This window comes from Vibrio zhugei, from assembly GCF_003716875.1.
GTDB classification, from domain to species: domain Bacteria; phylum Pseudomonadota; class Gammaproteobacteria; order Enterobacterales; family Vibrionaceae; genus Vibrio; species Vibrio zhugei.
The window spans coordinates 982,868-1,002,752 of the sequence record NZ_CP033077.1 but is presented as its reverse complement, the minus strand read 5'-3'; the positions used below and the strand labels follow the sequence as shown (position 1 = coordinate 1,002,752).

19 protein-coding genes are annotated in these 19,885 nt (G+C 45.3%); 5 read left to right on the top strand and 14 right to left on the bottom strand.

From position 1 onward, the window contains the following. Nucleotides 1–2 precede the first annotated feature (2 nt). From EAE30_RS04590 to EAE30_RS04565, 6 genes are all read right to left on the bottom strand, one after another. Entirely contained in the window at nucleotides 3–812 is an 810-nt protein-coding gene (locus EAE30_RS04590) for a DODA-type extradiol aromatic ring-opening family dioxygenase (protein WP_123014878.1), read from the bottom strand. 185 nt (nucleotides 813–997) lie between these two features. Continuing rightward, nucleotides 998–2,494 (bottom strand): DHA2 family efflux MFS transporter permease subunit, encoded by a 1,497-nt coding sequence (locus tag EAE30_RS04585; RefSeq protein ID WP_123014877.1) that lies wholly within the window; start codon nucleotides 2,492–2,494, stop codon nucleotides 998–1,000. A 12-nt stretch (nucleotides 2,495–2,506) separates the two neighbouring features. Continuing rightward, a complete protein-coding gene (locus tag EAE30_RS04580) occupies nucleotides 2,507–3,697 on the bottom strand; it encodes an HlyD/EmrA/EmrK family protein (protein WP_123014876.1) in 1,191 nt (396 codons plus the stop codon). Between the two features lies 1 nt (nucleotide 3,698). Beyond that, a complete protein-coding gene (locus EAE30_RS04575; protein ID WP_123014875.1) occupies nucleotides 3,699–5,165 on the bottom strand; it encodes an efflux transporter outer membrane subunit in 1,467 nt (488 codons plus the stop codon). Then, nucleotides 5,162–5,665: a MarR family winged helix-turn-helix transcriptional regulator gene (locus tag EAE30_RS04570; RefSeq protein WP_123014874.1), complete on the bottom strand. Its 504-nt coding sequence runs from the start codon at nucleotides 5,663–5,665 to the stop codon at nucleotides 5,162–5,164. Before EAE30_RS04570 ends, EAE30_RS04575 begins: the two co-directional genes overlap by 4 nt. A gap of 271 nt (nucleotides 5,666–5,936) precedes the next feature. Further along, nucleotides 5,937–7,313, bottom strand: a complete 1,377-nt coding sequence (locus EAE30_RS04565; protein WP_123014873.1) for an L-cystine transporter — start codon at nucleotides 7,311–7,313, stop codon at nucleotides 5,937–5,939. Nucleotides 7,314–7,556: 243 nt separating this feature from the next. On the opposite strand from EAE30_RS04565, the gene dbpA reads away from it, so the two are divergent. Next, complete coding sequence (gene dbpA, locus EAE30_RS04560) at nucleotides 7,557–8,957, top strand: ATP-dependent RNA helicase DbpA (protein ID WP_123014872.1); 1,401 nt, start codon at nucleotides 7,557–7,559, stop codon at nucleotides 8,955–8,957. 105 nt (nucleotides 8,958–9,062) lie between these two features. On the opposite strand, the gene EAE30_RS18830 is transcribed toward dbpA, so the two are convergent. The 4 genes from EAE30_RS18830 to EAE30_RS04540 all read right to left on the bottom strand — a co-directional run bounded on the left by EAE30_RS18830 (nucleotide 9,063) and on the right by EAE30_RS04540 (nucleotide 12,720). Beyond that, the gene (locus tag EAE30_RS18830; RefSeq protein ID WP_199287051.1) at nucleotides 9,063–9,284 is read right to left on the bottom strand and encodes a hypothetical protein; all 222 of its coding nucleotides are present in this window, start codon (nucleotides 9,282–9,284) and stop codon (nucleotides 9,063–9,065) included. A 208-nt stretch (nucleotides 9,285–9,492) separates the two neighbouring features. Next, nucleotides 9,493–10,350 carry a mechanosensitive ion channel family protein gene (locus EAE30_RS04550; RefSeq protein WP_123014871.1) on the bottom strand — a complete coding sequence of 286 codons (858 nt, stop codon included), beginning with the start codon at nucleotides 10,348–10,350 and terminating at the stop codon, nucleotides 9,493–9,495. Nucleotides 10,351–10,631: 281 nt separating this feature from the next. Further along, entirely contained in the window at nucleotides 10,632–11,465 is an 834-nt protein-coding gene (locus tag EAE30_RS04545) for a LysR family transcriptional regulator (protein WP_123014870.1), read from the bottom strand. Between the two features lie 364 nt (nucleotides 11,466–11,829). Beyond that, a complete protein-coding gene (locus EAE30_RS04540; protein ID WP_123014869.1) occupies nucleotides 11,830–12,720 on the bottom strand; it encodes a hypothetical protein in 891 nt (296 codons plus the stop codon). A 168-nt stretch (nucleotides 12,721–12,888) separates the two neighbouring features. On the opposite strand from EAE30_RS04540, the gene EAE30_RS04535 reads away from it, so the two are divergent. Beyond that, complete coding sequence (locus EAE30_RS04535) at nucleotides 12,889–14,088, top strand: IS4 family transposase (RefSeq protein ID WP_123014377.1); 1,200 nt, start codon at nucleotides 12,889–12,891, stop codon at nucleotides 14,086–14,088. Nucleotides 14,089–14,231: 143 nt separating this feature from the next. Continuing rightward, nucleotides 14,232–15,431 carry an IS4 family transposase gene (locus tag EAE30_RS04530; protein ID WP_123014377.1) on the top strand — a complete coding sequence of 400 codons (1,200 nt, stop codon included), beginning with the start codon at nucleotides 14,232–14,234 and terminating at the stop codon, nucleotides 15,429–15,431. Between the two features lie 109 nt (nucleotides 15,432–15,540). On the opposite strand, the gene EAE30_RS04525 is transcribed toward EAE30_RS04530, so the two are convergent. Next, nucleotides 15,541–15,831 (bottom strand): hypothetical protein, encoded by a 291-nt coding sequence (locus EAE30_RS04525; protein ID WP_123014868.1) that lies wholly within the window; start codon nucleotides 15,829–15,831, stop codon nucleotides 15,541–15,543. On the opposite strand from EAE30_RS04525, the gene EAE30_RS04520 reads away from it, so the two are divergent. Continuing rightward, nucleotides 15,830–17,370 (top strand): IS3 family transposase gene (locus tag EAE30_RS04520; protein WP_123014867.1). Its coding sequence is split into 2 segments (ribosomal slippage): nucleotides 15,830–16,283 and nucleotides 16,283–17,370, totalling 1,542 coding nucleotides; the frame shifts between segments, so codons are not numbered across the junction. The two genes, EAE30_RS04525 and EAE30_RS04520, sit on opposite strands and share 2 nt — an antisense overlap. A 14-nt stretch (nucleotides 17,371–17,384) precedes the next feature. Here EAE30_RS04520 and EAE30_RS04515 read toward each other — a convergent pair. Then, nucleotides 17,385–17,651, bottom strand: coding sequence for a hypothetical protein (locus EAE30_RS04515; RefSeq protein ID WP_123014866.1), 267 nt, complete (start codon nucleotides 17,649–17,651; stop codon nucleotides 17,385–17,387). Nucleotides 17,652–17,934: 283 nt separating this feature from the next. Between EAE30_RS04515 and EAE30_RS19175 the strand changes: the two genes are divergently transcribed. After that, on the top strand, nucleotides 17,935–18,174 hold the full coding sequence (locus EAE30_RS19175) for a phage integrase N-terminal SAM-like domain-containing protein (RefSeq protein ID WP_338419003.1): 240 nt from the start codon (nucleotides 17,935–17,937) through the stop codon (nucleotides 18,172–18,174). Here EAE30_RS19175 and EAE30_RS04505 read toward each other — a convergent pair. Both EAE30_RS04505 and EAE30_RS04500 read right to left on the bottom strand, forming a co-directional pair. Continuing rightward, on the bottom strand, nucleotides 18,095–18,931 hold the full coding sequence (locus EAE30_RS04505; protein ID WP_123014865.1) for a nucleotidyl transferase AbiEii/AbiGii toxin family protein: 837 nt from the start codon (nucleotides 18,929–18,931) through the stop codon (nucleotides 18,095–18,097). The two genes, EAE30_RS19175 and EAE30_RS04505, sit on opposite strands and share 80 nt — an antisense overlap. Next, nucleotides 18,897–19,865, bottom strand: a complete 969-nt coding sequence (locus EAE30_RS04500) for a type IV toxin-antitoxin system AbiEi family antitoxin (RefSeq protein ID WP_123014864.1) — start codon at nucleotides 19,863–19,865, stop codon at nucleotides 18,897–18,899. The genes EAE30_RS04505 and EAE30_RS04500 overlap by 35 nt, the downstream gene beginning before the upstream one ends. Between the last annotated feature and the right edge of the window lie 20 nt (nucleotides 19,866–19,885).

Sequence of the window (19,885 nt, the reverse complement as noted above, 5' to 3'; positions counted from 1 at the left end):
TTTCATACGTTTTCCCACCCAACCATGCTGGCTTGCTTGTTCAATACTTTTATCGATTGAACAAAATCGCTCGGACGTTGGGCCATGCCATAACACACATGCAATGGCAAAAGGTGCTCTTCGCGAGGTTGACAAAAACGCGCGCCCGGCGCGTTATACCATTCAATGAAACGCTGCGTACGTTGTGCTTCGTCGAGCGCCTCACTGGAACATGTGTCTTGTAACCAAGCTTCGAACGCCTCGTTTTGGGCGGTGATCGCCTCCGTGGTCGGCGCAAAAAACGCGTTCATATTGTGAAACGAGAATCCAGAACCAATCACCAATAAATTGTCATAGTCCAGTTCAGCTAACGCGGCACCAATATCGAGATGCTGAGCCGCATCCAACCCTTTGACTAACGACAGCTCAACCACGGGGATAGCCGCGTCTGGGTACATCAACATTAACGGTACAAATACGCCATGATCCCAGCCGCGTTGCGTATCCAATTTCGCGGCAATGCCTGTCGTGTGTAACACCTCGTAAATCTTGTGGGCTAATGGCAGCGCGGCGGGAGCGGGATAGGTTAACTGATAGGTCTCTTCGGGAAACCCATAGTAGTCATACACAAGTGAAGGCTGAGTGGCCGCAGTAATGGTCGGCACATCTTCTTCCCAATGAGCACTCACCACAAGAATCGCATCCGGCTTGGGGAAGCGAGCCGCCAAGGCTTTCAGTTCCGTCACCATTTCTTGATGAGCTGGATCACCCATCAGAGGCATTGGGCCACCACCGTGAGAAATGTACGCAATATGCTTATTATTCTGAGTCATTCTTCTTTTCCTTTTATTCATTGCGTGATCAGTCTTGATAATATCTCGGTCGATACCTAGCCTCTACGTGAAAGATTAGATGTATTTGTTCTAAAAGTATGATCATTATTCTCAAGACAAAAAAAGGCTCTGTGAATACAGAGCCTCAATTCTCATTAAAAACCGTTGATACACCGATGAAGCGTTTAGTGTCCGCCCGCGGCTTTTTTCGTCAAGAAGATAAATGGCATGGTGATAAAAAATATCGCCGTCAAAATCACGAAGATATCAATGGTCGACAGCATGAACGATTGATTGGTGATCGTGCCATTAAGCGATGCCAACATCGACTGCCCACCTTGCTGAATGTCGTCTTGCACCAATGGATTGTACGGGTTGATATGCTCACTCAATACCGAGTGATGCAAACTGGCACCATGTGACCAGTACCACGTCGTCAACGACGAAGCAAAACTGGCCCCGATCGTACGAATAAAGGTCGACAAAGACGCGGCATCCGAGACATCCGCTCCGCTGAGATCAGACAATAAAATGGTCGTCATTGGCATAAAGAACAGTGCGATCCCTATCCCCATAAACAGCTGCACAATCGCGATGGTGGTAAAGTCCACTTCTGTATTAAAGCCAGCACGCATCAAACAACTGGCCCCAATGACCACAAATGCGCCCGCCGCGAGCATTCGCATATCCATTTTATGACCAAAACGTCCGAGTATTGGGGTTAAGAATAAGGGGATCACCCCCATTGGCGCACAAGCCAATCCGGCCCATAACGCCGTATAACCCAACTGGTTTTGCAGCCATTGTGGAAGCAATAGGTTAATACTGAAGAACCCCGAGTAACCAATGGTGAGGACAATCGTCCCGATACAAAAGCTACGATTGGTAAACAGCTTCAAGTTGATAATCGGATTGTCATCGGTCAATTCCCAGATAACCATGAAAACAATCATGACCGCAGCAAAAATGGACCCAGCGACAATCCAATCATTATCAAACCAATCAAGCTCATTACCTTTATCAAGTACGATTTGCAGTACACCAACGCCCAGAGCCATGGTGGCTAAGCCGACATAATCTAACTTGGTTCTTTCCGTCTGCTGCGGGCGATCACGTAACTGCGTCATCAGCACCATCACAGAAAAAATCCCGATGGGAATGTTAATAAAGAAAATCCAAGGCCAGCTATAGTCGTAGGTCAGCCAACCGCCCAGAATCGGCCCAACAATCGGCCCAACCACGGCAACCATACCAATTAAAGCCAGCGCCATGTGTCGTTTATCTTTCGGAAAAATCGACATCAGCAACACTTGGCTCATCGGAAACAAGGGCGCGGCCGCTACCCCTTGAAACGTCCGAAAGATAACCAGCTCGCCCATACTTTGCGAGATACCACATAAAAAGGATAAAACGCTAAACGCAATCAAAGCCCCCAGATACAAACGCACCTCGCCAACACGACGACTCAGCCAAGCGGTAATAGGCAGACCAATCGCATTACTCACGGTGAAAGACGTAATCACCCATGTGCCTTGGTTCGAGCTGACCCCCATATTACCGGCGATGGTTGGAAGTGACACGTTTGCAATCGTGGTATCAAGCACCTGCATGAACACACCCAATGCAATGGCGAAGACACACAGCGCCATATTATTGGGTCGAAACAGTTGTTCATCGCTCATAACACACCCTTATTACTCTTTCGCTAAATAATGCTGAGCACCGGCATCATTGTCTTCAATGATCATCTTAATCATGCGATTCACTCCCGCTAAGGATTGACGATAAACATTGGTTTCAAAGCGTGCGTCATCAGAATTACGTTTCGACAATAGCGGCCCGTCTTGGTTATCGGTATGCACATCCACGATCATAGACAGACCAATGCGTAACGGGTGCTTAGCAAGCTCTTCTTTATCCAATTGAATCCGAACAGGCAAACGCTGCACAACTTTGATCCAGTTGCCTGTGGCATTTTGAGCAGGCAAGATAGAAAACGCACTGCCGGTACCAATGCCCAAACTTTGTACGGTGCCGTGGAAGGCAACATCTTCACCATAGAGATCCGAGGTTAAGGTGACTTTCTGACCAATGCGCATGTCATGCAATTGGGTTTCTTTAAAGTTGGCATCCACCCACACTTGATCCAATGGCACAACCGTCATTAACTTCGAGGATTGAGATACCCGTTGGCCAACCTGTACATTGCGTTTTGCAACGTATCCAGACACTGGCGCGACCATCACAGTCCGCTTTTTGGTGAGGAAGGTTTTCTTCACATTGGCAATCGCCGATTTCACTAAAGGATGATCACTGACGGTGGTGTTATGCACGGCCGCTTCACGCGATTCCAGTGTTTGTTTGGCCGCTGCTAGAGCTTGATCCGCAGAATTCATCACATCACGAGCATGACTCAATTCTTCGCGAGATAAGCCACCAGCCTTAACCATGTTTTGACGACGTTGATAATCACGCTGCGCCTTATGGAATGCAATGGTCTTACTTTTCACCACGGCCTTGGCTTGCTCTAAGTCATTAAACAAAGCGCGAACTTGACGCACGGTTTGACCCAAATTGGCTTTGGCTTGCTCAAAGGCAATATTGGCATCGGCATCGTCTAACGACACCAATGGCTGTCCTTTTTTCACATAGTCGCCATCTTCCACATTAATTCGTGTGACCGTTCCTGTGATTTCTGGTGTGATCTGTACTAAGTTACCATCCACATACGCGTCTTCGGTCGTTTGTTCCCCTTCCACAAACGTCACGTAATAACCAACAGAACACGCGGCGATAATAAGTAAGATAATGGCAAAGACTGCTAAGCCTTTTTTGCGCTTTTGCGCATTGCTAGAAGCAGTAGGTTCTTGTTTGTCTTGTTGCATGTTATTTAACCTTCACGTGTTGTTGTTCTGTATTCTCTGAATGCGATGCGCTGGGCTCATAAAAACCGCCGCCCAAAACTTTAACCAGCATCACTTGTTTCTCTTGCTGCTGATTTTGCAAGCGAACCAAGGCCGACTCGGCCTGCAATAACCGTTGCTCCGCCACCAGTACATCTAAGTGGCTGCCCATCCCCGATTGATAACGTCTCTCGTTGATGTGATAGCTTTTCTCCGCCAGCTTGACGCTCAATTTGGCATCATCCAATTGTTGATCCGCCGATTTTAATGCCATGATGGTATCGGAAACATCGCCCAAAGCTTTGACTAAGGTGCGATTGTATTGAGCCACGGCCGAATCGTAATCCGCGGTTTTTCTGATGTAGTTAGCTTTCAAATCTTTAGTAAAGATGGGCAGTGAAATGGCCGGAGACACATGCCAAGAACGGCTTGGCTCAGCAAACATGGCATCCCCTAACACCGCTTTAAAGCCCGCCATAGCGCTTAAATTGAGGTTAGGATAAAACTTGGTTTTCGCCGCAGAGATGTCTTTCGTGGCCGCTTCGACTCGCCATTTGGCCGCCACTAAATCTGGACGGTGCGCCAGCAAATTGGCAGGTAGATTGTTGGGCAATGCGAGTTGGGTGGTCATCACCACCGTCGGACGTTGAATGGAATCCGCGACATCCGGCCCTTGACCGATCATCGTCGCCAACGCATTTTTCAACTGCTTGACGGCTAGGCGACGTTTTTTCAGATCTTGTTTGGCCGAGGCTTCATTACTTTGTGTGGTATATAACCGGTCTTTCGAGGTCAGGCCATTATCGAGCAACCGCTGCGTGATGGAGACAATGTGGTGAGTACGGTCGTAGTCTTTTTGCGCGAGATCCAACAGGTGATACGCACTTGCCAATTTTACATAAGTACTGACAATACTGCTCGACACCGTAATGTTTGCGGCTTGATGATCGATCTCTGCCGCATGCTGCGCATTCACACTCGCTTCCCATGCATCACGCTGACCGCCCCACAAGTCAAACGTGTACTCACCACTCAAGCCAAGACTGTACAGGGTGGTGTAACGGCTCCCTTGACCGAGCGGATCTTCTGAGCGCGATAATCGCGAGCGAGTCATGCCACCTTGGGCAGTCAAGCGAGGTTCAAACTCGGCTTCCGCCGCCATGACTGACGCCGACGCTTTACGTAGATTCGCGTTCGCCATTTGAATGGTAGGACTATATTGCAACGCCTGCTCAACCAACCGATTCAATTGAGCATCATGCAGCGATGTCCACCACTGCTGCTGTGGCCATTGAGCCGGCGATAGGGATTCATCCGCTAAATGCTGGCTATGTGCAAGAACCGAAGATGTGTTGATCTTATTCGCCGGTTTAATATCACTAGGCGCAGCGCATCCGTACAGCAAGGTGACCGACACCAAGGCTGCCAACGGCTTCATCATCGTCTTCATTTCTTACCTCTTAATACTGTATTCATACCATCATCACTCAATCCTGAGAGCACTATTTTTTGTAAACAGTGACGCAATTGTTGTTTCTCTTCTACCGTCAGCACCTGCTCTAATTGTTCAAGTGCTCGGCATGCCACGGGTTTGGCTTGTTCGATGAGTAGCGACCCTTTATCGGTTAATGCGAGTAAGCAAGAACGTCGATCGTCGGGGTCTGAAGCGCGGGTGATCAGACCTTTGAGTAATAAACGATCGACCATGCGTGTGATGCTACTCTTATCCACATTGAGCATTTTGCCAATATCCGAAGGGCGGTAATTATGTAAATTATCGATTTGGAAAAGCACTTTGGCTTGCGTTGCCGTAATGTCTTCAATGAGGTCGGCTGACGCCAAGGCGTGATCGATCAGTCGATCTTTATAATTGGAAGAATGGCCAAGAAGAAATCCAATATTATCCATTAAATTCAGATAATTATCGTAGTCTTGTGCATCATATGACATACACGCCCCTTTTTGGTTGCCACGTCAATAGTTGTAATAGCAACTAAATATATAGATTCCCGACCCTTTGATCAATCATTTTTTACACGGCACAAATTAAGTAGGAAATGCGAGAACACTTTCGCGGACAGCCAGCGATTCACTTTACGCTATTTTTATTAGTAGACATTCAAGGTTCGGTTAACAAACACACAATACCCCCACCGAGCTCGGTCATCGGACATAAAAAACGGCCAGCAAGCTGACCGTTTTTCGACACTCATCATCACGGTTATACCGTTTGTTGTTGTCCTTCCACTTCCGGATTATGCTCTTGTTTCAGCAAACGGCTGGTCAATGTGCCGGCCGTCATCGAGCCTGACACATTCAGCGCCGTGCGTGCCATATCAATCAACGGTTCAATAGAAATCAACAAGGCTGCAATGGTCACAGGTAAGCCCATCGCTGGTAGCACAATCAGGGCAGCAAAGGTCGCCCCACCGCCAACGCCAGCAATACCAAACGAGCTGATGGTAATGATCGCAATTAACGAACCAATGAAATGGATGTTCATTGGGTCAATACCAACGGTTGGCGCCGCCATGATAGCCAGCATCGCCGGATAAATACCTGCACAACCATTTTGACCGATTGTGGCACCGAACGAGGCCGCTAGATTAGCAATAGCAGGTGGCACGTTAAGCTTGGTAATTTGCGCTTCAACGTTTAATGGAATCGTCGCCGCAGAGCTACGAGAACTGAACGCGAACGTCAGCACAGGCCAGATACGAGTAAAGTAGGTTTTCGGGCTCACGCCAACCAATGACACAAGCAAGCCGTGAACGAGGAACATCAAGAAGATGGCTAAGTAAGACGCAACGATAAAGCCAAGTAATTTCAGAATATCGTTCACACTGGATGTCGCAATCACTTTGGTCATAAGCGCGGCAATACCATAAGGTGTGATTGCCATAACCATTTTCACCAAACGCATCACAACCGCTTGTAAGCTCTCTACAAACGTACGGATCGGTGTTTCAAGCTCTTCTTTTTCAATCATCACTTTACGTGCGGCAATGCCACACAGAACACCGAAGATCACCACGGCAATAATCGAGGTTGAACGCGCGCCAGTCAGATCTGCAAATGGGTTCGTCGGAATAAAGCTCACCAACATTTGCGGGATCGTCAGATCCGCAACAACGGAAGCGCGAGATTGCAAAGACGCTAAACGGGCCGTTTCTCGTGCCCCTTCGGTGAGTCCAGCCGCCGTCAAACCAAACCAGTGCGCCATGAAGATACCAATCACCGCGGCAATGGCGGTGGTAAATAGCAGCACCCCGATCGTTAAGGTCGAAATTTTACCGAGTGACCCATTTTTATCTAAACGCACGACTGCAGAAATCATGGAAACCAGCACCAATGGCATGATCACCATTTTCAGTAGGCCGACATAGCCTTTACCAGCGATGGCCACCCAAGATAACACTTGTTCGGTCGCCGCTTGTCCTTCACCGAGGAAATACTGTAATCCTAGGCCGAACAAACTCCCCAACACTAAGCCAATCAAAACAAGACGAGAAAGCGTATTCGACTTTCTCTGAAAATGAAATATGACGGCCAAAATGCCAACAAATATCGCTAATGACACGATAGCTGAAATTGACATACAACTCCCTAGTGTTCAAACGGTGAATAAAAAAGTTAGCGCGCATGATAACGCTTCACTTCTAAATGTCCGCCACCTTGCTTTAAATTATCCATAACTATTTGCTATGTCTTATAACTATTAGTTTTATAGTATTAGTATCTCATAACGCCGCGATAGGAAGACGTACTCAACCAGAGATAGCGATATCCTCCGTTTGTCCTACCTGATACAATCCCACTTATTTCTTTTTGAACCGCCTTTATGGCCACAGGAAACATTGTGCAATCGACCACTTCTTTTCGCTCCGTCGCGCTTAAGCCTTCATTGCTAAGCACCCTAGATGATCTGGGATTTACCACCATGACGCCGATCCAAGCGGCAGCGTTACCGACGATCATTGAAGGCAAGGATGTGCTCGCTCAAGCCAAAACGGGCTCGGGTAAAACGGCCGCTTTCGGTTTGGGTCTGTTAAATAAACTGGAAGTAAAACGCTTTCGCGTGCAATCCTTAGTGTTGTGCCCAACACGGGAATTGGCCGATCAGGTGGCGAAAGAACTGCGCCGGTTTGCGCGCAGTATTCACAACATCAAGATCCTCACGTTGTGTGGCGGTGTGTCCATCGGTCCACAAATCGGCTCACTGGAACATGGTGCGCACATCATCGTTGGTACCCCAGGTCGTGTACTGGATCATTTGGAAAAAGGTCGCCTCAACCTCGATAACCTCACGACCTTTATCCTTGATGAAGCGGACCGTATGCTTGAAATGGGCTTTACTGAAGCCTTAGATACCATCGCCAGCTATATGCCAGCACAGCGTCAAAACTTACTCTTCAGTGCCACGTTCCCCGAGCCCATCGCCAAGATTGCCCGTCAAATGATGAATGAGCCAGTCACCATTCAAATTGAAGACACTGACGACAAACTCAACATCACACAATCGTTCTATTCAGTGAACAATGCCGCTGACCGCGAGCATGCAACTGAAGCCTTATTGCTCCATCATCAACCCGAAAGTGCCGTGATTTTTTGTAATACCAAACGCGAAGCACAAGCTTTAGCGGATTATTTGTCCGATATCGGTTTTGATGCCAAAGCCTTGCATGGCGACCTTGACCAGCGTGAACGCGATCAAGCCTTGGCACTGTTCGCATTAAAATGCATCAATGTGTTAGTGGCAACCGATGTCGCCGCACGCGGGCTCGACATCGACGCGCTAGACTTAGTGATTAACTATCAGTTGGCCCACGATCCAGAAACCCATGTTCACCGCGTAGGCCGTACTGGCCGTGCGGGTGCAGACGGTCTTGCCGTTAGCTTGGTCGGTCCTAAAGACGACATGAAATTATCGCTGATTGAAGACAAATTTGGCCCACAATCACTGGCCAAATTGCCGACGATCGAAGAAGGAGTCGTGCCGGCGAAGGCCGCGATGACCTGTATTCGCATTGAAGGTGGAAAGAAACAAAAACTGCGACCTGGGGATATTCTTGGCGCATTAACGGCAGGAAACGATCTTTCAGGCAGCGATGTGGGTAAAATTCAAGTTCATGATATTTGGGCACATGTCGCGGTACACCGTTCTCAAGCGAAATTAGCACTGCGTAAATTGAATGAAGGAAAAATGAAAGGTAAATCGTTTAAAGCGCGCTTTATGTCGTAGTTCCGACTCGCGACAAGAGCGACGAGTCTATTGTGTCTCTATCCACACGCATCGGCCCCTACCATGATTGATGGTAGGGGCCGATGCGTACCTGCTAAGGTCGTATTAATCATTGACTGGCGCAGTCTGATCATCTGCTGGCACGTTCTGATTATCCGTGGGGGCGTTATGGTTATCCGCGGGGGCGTCATCATCCGCCGTCGCTTCATGAATCGCTTGTTTCGTCTCATGATACGCTTTAGATGAATCGTCTTTCATCCCATTCCAAGTATTCGAACACCCGGTGACAAAGAATGCGACGGCAAGTGCCAAAATCGATAATTTCATACTTCACTCCTTTCATGGTGGTATTGACCGTTTAGACAATAAAGCGAAGCCCTTCTTTCCATAACAACATCGCGTCAAATTTCTGTGAATTCCTAGGATTGAAGCGCCGCCACGCTGTGAACGATTCTCCTTCTACCCCCAATAAAAAAGGACGTATGACTACGTCCTTTATACCCTGTGATGCTCTACTACAATCAACGATGCTGCATTAATGCTCCGCAGGCTTAACCTCTGCAACAGCCTCTTTGTCTTTATAAATCAAGTGCAAATCACGCTGTGGATACGGGATGGATAGACCAGCGTCTTCAATGCGTCGCTTAACTTGGCGTTGAATATTCCAGTAGGTTTCCCAATATTTTTCTCGTGGGCACCAAGCACGCAATTGCAAATTGACAGAACTGTCTGCCAAGGTATGCACAATCACTTGTGGTTCCGGCTCTTTGATCAAATGCTCTTGGGCAAACGCTAAATCACGCAAGACTTGCAACCCTTCATCCACCGAATCGTCGTAAGAGATTCCCACCGTAATATCCATACGACGCTTGCCATTACGCGTATAGTTTTTAATGGTGGAGTTCCAAATCGTTTGATTGGGGCTAGAAATATAAATGCCATCCGCCGTTTCAAAAATCGAATTAAATAAACCGATATCCGCGACCGTTCCCGCATAGCTGCCAAACTCGACAAACTCGCCTTTTTTTATCGGTTTTAAAAATAAGAGCATGATGCCTGCCGCAATATTGCTCAGCGTATCTTTTAAGGCAAGACCAATCGCCAAGCCGGCAGCACCAACAAGCGCAATTAAACTCGCCGTATTCACCCCAAATAAATCGAGGATGACGACGATTCCGACTAAATAAACCGTGTATCCGGCGGTTTTCGCTAATAAGCGAGCCACAATTTCATCACCACCGCTGAGTTTAGTCACTCCTCGGTTCACCCCCTTTGAAATCATTTTCGAGACAAAAGACGCCACGATTAGAACCAATATCGTTAATAAAGCATTTTGCGCGATCTGAATAATGAGATCCTGATGCGTATTATATAGTGCAATGAGCGTTTCCATTTCTATCCTCTTTACGATCTAAGTCGATCCATCACCACCATTACGTTATTCCATGAATAGGCTGTCTTCCCTTGCCTTGTGGCCTTCGGGACATGACAGGTCATTCCCTATTCATCGCTCATAATATTGATGCTGCTCTAACCTGTAAGTGTTTCATAATCATAGCATAGTGACGGATATAAGATATTTCCAAATTCCCAATCCGTTAGCCCCTTTTTCCTTTCAATAACCGGTCTCGGTGACCCATAGCTTCATCTTTTCGAGCGGATTGAACTGACACGCTACAGTGAAAGTTTTTCACTGATTATCTGCAAGCGTTCTGGCGATAAGAGTGGATGGGGCACAGCGCCCACTAACATCACAATATCCACAGAGGGTAATGGTGGCATATTGTCCATCACGACCAGATCCTCAGTGACGCTGAGTTTGCCCATTGCCCCTATCGCTAAACCTTGCCGCACGATGGCGCGTTGCGCAGAGGCACTATTGGCACACATAACAAGTTGGAAAGCTTGCCCGCGTTTCTGTAAACCATCAATCGCTGCGGCATGATAACGACAATCCGCTTGAAATAACGCCAAAGGTAAAATCGCTTGCTGTAAGCATTGGTTATCCACACTGCCTATCCAAACACCTTCATCACTCGTTAACCAATACCCTTCCAAGCTATCCGGTGAGCGCGTGACTATCGCCGCATCCAACTCACCACGATCCAACTTTTGCCTTAGTAAAAAACTCGGCTCATTGAACACTTGGATAGACAACTTGGGTTTTGCTTCTAATAACAAGCGGATAATTTGTGGTAATAATTTATCGTTGTAATCTTCAGGGCACCCTAAACGCAGTGATTGCTTATCTTTATAGCTATTGAACCCTTTTAAGGTTTGATCATGTAGGCTGACCAGCTGCTTGGCATCTTTCACTAGAGCCAAACCCGCTTCTGTGAGTAATAAGTTACGTCCTTGCTTTTGAAACAACGCACATCCCAACTCTTTTTCCAGCTTGTGCATTTGTGCGCTAAACGCCGATTGTGTGCGAAACACCTGCCTAGCCGCTCGTGTATAACTGCCTGTTTCTACAAACGCCAGAAAACTGCGTAGCACATCGATATCCATACATTCATCCATTACTTTTTATTAATAGAAGCTACCAACACTATCCGTTATATCCAAGTCGGTTTTATGAGTTTACGCAACCGCCCTTCGGAAAACGAGCAAAAACAGAATGAAATTAGAAATGTATAAAAACAAACCTAGAATATGGCGATACCGTGACGGCCGAATACAATATCACCACTGTGTTGTACGATTTGCTATCACTAAAATGGCAGGCTCTATGAGCAGGAAGACACTTAAACCGCATTATTGTGGTTTTTGAGTCTGAACGGGAATTTCAGGAAAAAAGCTGTTTAGCTTAAATGACTTAGTAACATTAATTCATATAAGAAAAAGTACCTTGGTTCCTTCACGTTTGTTAGCATCATGAACTAGCCAACATCACTTTGTATTCATCAAACATTTTTTTGAAGCCAAAGGCCGATTCTGGATTGCTAAGCATATACACTTCATTAAGTCCTGACTTTGAACTTAGATGAAGCTCTCCATATTGAACAACCGGAATTTGGTAGTTGTCAGCAAAGCGTTTGTCCCTACTACCATCTTTATTAGATTTTGCCCATGTGTGATCAATAACTTCAGCATCACTTGGTACTATTTCAGTTTCTATAAAATTAGTTAGGTTAAAATCAATATCAACATCAAGTAAGTCTATCAGAGCAAAGTCATTATCTTTTTCAATAAAAAGAAACTGTGGGAACAATTGCAAATCCCCGCCATTTGCATTTTCAAAGTAAATCGCCTTGTAATTACACTGTATTTTACTGTTATGTACTCTTTTGAAACTAACCGCTTTACGTTCAATCACATTGTTCGCCGTGGTTCTTTCTGCGACACGATCAATTGATTGTGATGTTGTAATATCCCACATTTTTTGTGTATCAAGGACATCTGAGAACCTGTCATCTAAAGTTCCAAAAGCTGCTTCGAGCTGTTCAGAGAGTGAGATCTCAAGTCCCAGTTTATGCCTCTCATAATCGTGAGCGAGCTTTTTCAAACTTTTACTAATGTTTGTAATGGTATCTTTTTTTATCTGGATCTTGTTTTTAAAAACTAGTTTTAAAGGAAACCAGTTAATCCAAGCAAGATCTGACTTCATCTGTTTTAGCTGCTTTTCCGCAAAACCTATATCCTTTTCGAGCTTGCTTCGCCCACTTTCGATATCACGAAGAGTGGATTTGAGCTCATTTAAACTCTCTGATGATAATTTCCCTACTGCTCTACTTTTGAAGTAAACCTTATCTAAATTAACCATGACCACTCCTTTGGGAGTTACCGTAATAATGATGCTAACGCCTTAATCTTACGAATCCCCTCATAATTTCTATATAAAACAATGAGTAGACGCACATCGCTCATTCTGATCTAATGAATTTCGCCAAAAACACACTTGATTCAATGAATTTAATAGGGAGCCCTAACGATGCGCGATGTTCAAATTCTACAGCAAACTCTTGAAAACCAATGCCCTGGTATTCACAAAAAACGACTTAGATCTCTTATGCTTGCAACCAGAGCGGTACTGGGCGGCTCTGATCTCACCCTCACTAAAATTGGACGAGCTCTCGACACTGATACCACGGTGAAACATGCCATCAAACGTATTGACCGATTGCTTGGTAATCGCAGTCTACATCGTGAAAAAGAGTCCATATATAAATGGCATGCGTCCCTTATTACCCGAGCCAATCCTTTTCCTGTACTACTGGTTGATTGGTCGGATGTTCGTGAGCAACTGCGCTATATGACATTGCGAGCTTCGATATCCGTTAAAGGTCGCGCCGTCACGCTTTATGAACAGGCATTTGAGTACAAAAACTACAACTCACCCAAGAGCCATCAGCACTTTCTCGATAAGCTTCAATCCTTGCTCCCCCAAGGTTGCACCCCTATCATTATCTCCGACGCTGGCTTTAGAAATACGTGGTTCAGGCAAGTCGCCAACAAAGGTTGGTTCTGGCTTGGGCGTGTACGGGGCGAAGTCTCGATTAAGTGTGGCGAGAGCGCTTGGCAATGGAATAAAGCCTTTTACCCTCAAGCGACTGATAAGCCGCTGTTTTTAGGAGAAAGCCAACTGGCTAAGCGCTCACCGCTTCAGTGCTTTGCTTACTTATACAAGAGTCATCCCAAAGGCAGAAAAGCCCATCGGCATAGTCGAACCTGTCAGAAACACTCGGCTGGAAAAGTGTTCCATAAAGGAGCGAAAGAGCCTTGGCTTCTGGTCACTAACATCCCCAACCATGTACTTAACGGCATTAAAATTACCCGTTTGTACGCCAAAAGAATGCAAATTGAAGAGTCGTTCCGAGATCTAAAAAGTCCAGCCTACGGGTTGGCGCTTCGCCATAACCGAACACGTTGCACCAAACGTATTGATATCTTGTTGCTCATGGCATTGATGGCCGAAATCATCATGTGGTGGAATGGCTTAATCGCCATGCAAGCCAAATGGCATTATGACTTCCAAGCCAACACCATCAAGCATCGCCGTGTGCTCTCCATTCCTAGACTTGGTAAGGAAGTACGTTGCCACCGAAGATACCGAATACAAGAGTCCCAATATCATTGGGCAATGGTCGAATATCAACGCCTTACGCATACCTGTGGGTTGGGGGAATTATGAGGGGATCCGCCAACGCCCAATTCTTACGAATCCCCTCATAATTTCTATATAAAACAATGAGTAGACGCACATCGCTCATTCTGATCTAATGAATTTCGCCAAAAACACACTTGATTCAATGAATTTAATAGGGAGCCCTAACGATGCGCGATGTTCAAATTCTACAGCAAACTCTTGAAAACCAATGCCCTGGTATTCACAAAAAACGACTTAGATCTCTTATGCTTGCAACCAGAGCGGTACTGGGCGGCTCTGATCTCACCCTCACTAAAATTGGACGAGCTCTCGACACTGATACCACGGTGAAACATGCCATCAAACGTATTGACCGATTGCTTGGTAATCGCAGTCTACATCGTGAAAAAGAGTCCATATATAAATGGCATGCGTCCCTTATTACCCGAGCCAATCCTTTTCCTGTACTACTGGTTGATTGGTCGGATGTTCGTGAGCAACTGCGCTATATGACATTGCGAGCTTCGATATCCGTTAAAGGTCGCGCCGTCACGCTTTATGAACAGGCATTTGAGTACAAAAACTACAACTCACCCAAGAGCCATCAGCACTTTCTCGATAAGCTTCAATCCTTGCTCCCCCAAGGTTGCACCCCTATCATTATCTCCGACGCTGGCTTTAGAAATACGTGGTTCAGGCAAGTCGCCAACAAAGGTTGGTTCTGGCTTGGGCGTGTACGGGGCGAAGTCTCGATTAAGTGTGGCGAGAGCGCTTGGCAATGGAATAAAGCCTTTTACCCTCAAGCGACTGATAAGCCGCTGTTTTTAGGAGAAAGCCAACTGGCTAAGCGCTCACCGCTTCAATGCTTTGCTTACTTATACAAGAGTCATCCCAAAGGCAGAAAAGCCCATCGGCATAGTCGAACCTGTCAGAAACACTCGGCTGGAAAAGTGTTCCATAAAGGAGCGAAAGAGCCTTGGCTTCTGGTCACTAACATCCCCAACCATGTACTTAACGGCATTAAAATTACCCGTTTGTACGCCAAAAGAATGCAAATTGAAGAGTCGTTCCGAGATCTAAAAAGTCCAGCCTACGGGTTGGCGCTTCGCCATAACCGAACACGTTGCACCAAACGTATTGATATCTTGTTGCTCATGGCATTGATGGCCGAAATCATCATGTGGTGGAATGGCTTAATCGCCATGCAAGCCAAATGGCATTATGACTTCCAAGCCAACACCATCAAGCATCGCCGTGTGCTCTCCATTCCTAGACTTGGTAAGGAAGTACGTTGCCACCGAAGATACCGAATACAAGAGTCCCAATATCATTGGGCAATGGTCGAATATCAACGCCTTACGCATACCTGTGGGTTGGGGGAATTATGAGGGGATCCGCCAGCGCCTTAATAACAGACTAAATGCGGTTGGCTAAAATACGAGCGCATCGAGATAGGCAGCCATATTTTGTCCTTGTTGATTAACTTGTTAGTCCTATTTAAAACCTTTGATAAAGAATAATAGATAAAATAGTACACAACATCATTTTGTGTTTTTCTTCCATTTCGTCTAGATGATATTGCTTCCTATCTAAAGCTGCTTTTATTCGACCAGCAGCAGATAAAACTAAAGCTTTCTGTTTATGATCGTCAAAGCTTCCTTGTTCTAGAATTGAATTATATTGAGCACCTTCCCAAAAGCATCCATTTTTCCTTATAAAACCCCCTCTGGCAGGATAGTTGTCACTGTTAAAATTTAACCAGTTAGGGGCGGTAACAGAGTAAATCATGTCTCGTTATCCGCAGGAAAGAAAAGACGCTATATTGAAAAAACTATTACCTCCATACTCTCGCTCAGTGGCGGAAGTCGCAAAAGAAGAAGGCATCAGTGAAGCAACCCTGTATAATTGGCGTAACGCATTAAGACAGTCAGGAGCCGTTGTGCCAGATAGTAATACTTCCTCCGATCAGTGGTCAGCGCAAACTAAGTTAGCTGTGGTTGCTGAAACCTTTCCCATGACAGAGCATGAGCTAAGTCAGTATTGTCGTGAAAAGGGGCTTTATCCTGAGCAGCTCAAAGAGTGGCGCAGCGAATGTATGCACGGCTTCATGACTCAAAAAGAACGAGAAGCGGAAGCCAAGAAACAGGCAAAAGCGGACAAACATGAAATAAAAGAGTTGAAGAAAGAACTCCGTTACAAAGAAAAAGCGCTGGCAGAAACCACCGCGCTTCTGGTGCTGAGAAAAAAGCTCAGAGCCTTTTACGGGGAAGAGCCCGAGGACGATTAACCTCAACCGATGAAAGGCAAAGCTTGGTTGCACTCATCCATGAGGCTCGCCAAAACGGCTGTCGATTAGAGAGTGCCTGTCATGAAGCTGAGATCGATTTACGGACTTACCGTCGCTGGTATCAGAGCGGTGAAATACAGGAAGATCAACGGCCGATAGCGACACGACCAGAGCCAGTAAACAAGCTCTCAAAGCAAGAAAGACAGTTGATCGTTGAAGTCAGTAACGCGCCTGAATACGCGAGTCTACCACCGAGTCAAATCGTCCCAACCTTACTGGATAAAGGTGAATATATCGCATCGGAATCGAGTTTTTATCGGGTTTTGAAAGCAGAAGGTCAACTTAACCGTCGAGGTCGCCAACGTAGTCGAAAAAAGTCATCGAGACCAACAAGTTACACCGCTACAGGGCCGAATCAGGTTTTCACTTGGGATATTACGTACATGCCGTCTGGGGTTCGTGGTCAGCATTATTATCTGTACATGATCGAAGATATTTATAGCCGAAAAATCGTTGGGTATGACGTCTATGACCGAGAGTGCGGAGAGTTGGCCGCTCAGTTACTGCAACGAACCTTGATGCGAGAGCAATGCTTCAATCAGTCTCTGGTTTTGCATTCAGATAATGGCGCTCCAATGAAATCATTGATGTTCAAAGCCAAGATGGAAGAGCTGGGCATTATCTCATCCTACAGTCGCCCACGAGTCAGCGATGACAATCCGTATGTGGAATCCTTATTCCGCACATTGAAATACGTGCCGAATTGGCCATCGAAAGGCTTTAGTGGTCTAGACATATGTCGAGCTTGGGTAGCAGACTTCGTTGTCTGGTATAACACAGAACACAAACATAGCCGCTTAAACTTTGTCACACCGTCAGAGCGCCATAGTGGAAAAGACAAACAGATCTTGGAGCATCGGGCAAAGGTGTTGATAGAACATCGTCAGAAAAGACCAGAACGCTGGTCAGGGAAAATTAGGAACTGTGAGCCGATCGGAGAGGTTCATCTGAACCCAGAAAAAAAGCTGCTTGATAATTAAGCAAGTAGTGACAACTAGCTTGAAAAACGCCGAAAATCCCAAGTTTTAGATTGAAAAAACGCAACCTTATCTTCATATTTATGATAATTATCTGGTGCTTTAGTTTCTGCAATTTCATTTATTAAAGCATTCAATTCAGCACCAAATGAGTTTTCTTCCTCCAAGTATTTATCGCAATCCCAAATCACATCCCAATTAGAACGAATATGCTCAAGTGGTTTTAATACATAATCTAGAATAGATTCACTATTTGCGAAAAAATTTACAACTAATGCGTTCATAAAACTCCTTTAGGCCTAACATTTTAACAGTGCAAATGCGCGTTTACACAAAGCCTCATAGCTCAAATAATCGAATCTAACAATCTGTTTTAAAAAACACTTTTAAGACTTATCCCAAAGCAACTCAAAATACAAATTCGAGCATGCGCGTTATTCTGGCTGATGAATTGGTTAATAATTGATTTTAATAGACTTTTATTGACATTGCTATGACAAGCCGAGCAAAAAACACTACTCAAGTCATAAAAACAGGCATGCAACTGGCAAACATAAAATAAACTGTATGTTTATCCGTAAAAAGGCAATGTATCCACAAGGAATACTCGATGTCTTCCAATCCATTTATCAATCATCTCAGAAGCAAGTGCGTGTACGGGGCTACAACATTAAAACGGAAAAATCCTACTTGTATTGGATTCGTTATTTCATCAGATTCAATAACCTCAAGTATCCTGATTATGTCTTGGTTCAAATACACCGCGCCAAAATGCATTCAGTTGATTCTCTAAATCGTCAAGATTGACTGATCCATTTCCTTTGGCCATTGCTGTAAGGAACCGATCTTGATGCTCGTTTTTGATACTTAACAGAACCTCTTCTGACTCAGCTTTCAAAATATCTTGCACATCAAACCCGAGTAAGAATGCTGTTACCAGCTCGACGTCGTAGTCGAAATCTGTCGGTACATAATCCTCCCAAAATCGGTCTTGATGGATCAATTGGTACTTGTTCAGTAGGAGAAGAAAATCACTCGCGTCTTTCGAATTTTCATTACCGCGCTCGGCCCAGGCAATCAGTTTCATCAACGCAATCCCCGGTAAAGATGCGACGTTGAATGTCAAACTATCAATTTCAACTTGTAGCGAAGATTCAAACGCCTCTTTAAAGCCAATTACGGACATCGTTTCTTCGTGCTTGGGTGGCCACTGTATACGCCGTTCTTCGTCTTCCAAGGCGCCAAAAGGTAAAATATCAACTGGATACCTCGACTTTGGCTCACGTAGGCGGTGGACTAAATCAGTTTCTGTCAAACCTGAACTGATTAACGACGCCTTAATATCTTCAAACTGGTCCCAAGTGTCCACAAAAATGGCGGTATCAATATCAGCTGTCGCTCGACCAGGCGCGTGTCCGAAAATCCCATGCATCACAATATCCCTAGCAGTTGCACCGGCTATGAAATACGGGATTTCTAAAGTATTAGTAGCTTTCACTACTTCCGTTAACGCCTTGACGAATTCTTGGTTAAGGGAGTGTTTTAAGGTGTAAGTATTTGTCATTAATCATCTCCGCAACTTCCCTATTTCGTCCGTCTTGAGTTGCAAGTAACTCTGCAATAGTAAGTATCGCTCTACCCTTTTCTGTTATCTTCAATTCATCTCCCCAGAATGGTCGGCAAACCTGCAATCTCGGAGCCTTTGGGTTAGATTTATTGAACTCATATCCATGAACTCGATCCTTTGAATATAGAAAAAGGGTTTGAGGATGTAGGTAGTCTGTTAGCTCCGCTGCTGCAGCTTCCCCACCCCAAATCGCACCGTTCGGTAACTCGATGGCTTTCCAGTCTAAAGGGGGTGGAAAAGGTATAGGAACTTGCTTAGAACCAATGTGCTTATAGTAGCTCAACAACCAGTCGTACATAAGGCTATTTTCATCAAAGAACCTACGCTTCAATTTATCCTTTTGTATGTAATTTTTCTCAATCAAAAACTTGATGGCTTTATTTGCCATGCTTACTGAGATACCAGCTTTCCGAGAAATTTCCTCATAGGTTGATTTCAACAATATCGGTTCACAGATCAAAGCGAATACACATTTCACGATACCTTCCGTCATCGCTACTGGATGTTTTTTCACTAGGCCGCTCTGATAAGGTTTTGTAATAAGGATATAAAGGTCTTCATTAACAATCCGAATATTACCTGATTCGTCAATATAGTTGAGGCCAAGGTTTTCACATTCATCCTTGAGGAAATCAGTTAGCGCGTTAGTAACTAAAACATACCCGCCATCTATCTGCATGTGAGCTTTTACATTACGCAAAGACTCTTTTCGATGAACCCGCTTAAAGTCCACTAATAATTGGTGACGTCGTTCACCTAGCCAAATGGTTAAAGTTCCATCGAAATTTTTATTCTGTTCATAACTAAACTCGGCCTGCCAAGACTTTGGCAAGCTTTCAGTGAAGTTAATCAATTCTGATTCGATACTCATTTACATGAAATCCCAAATTA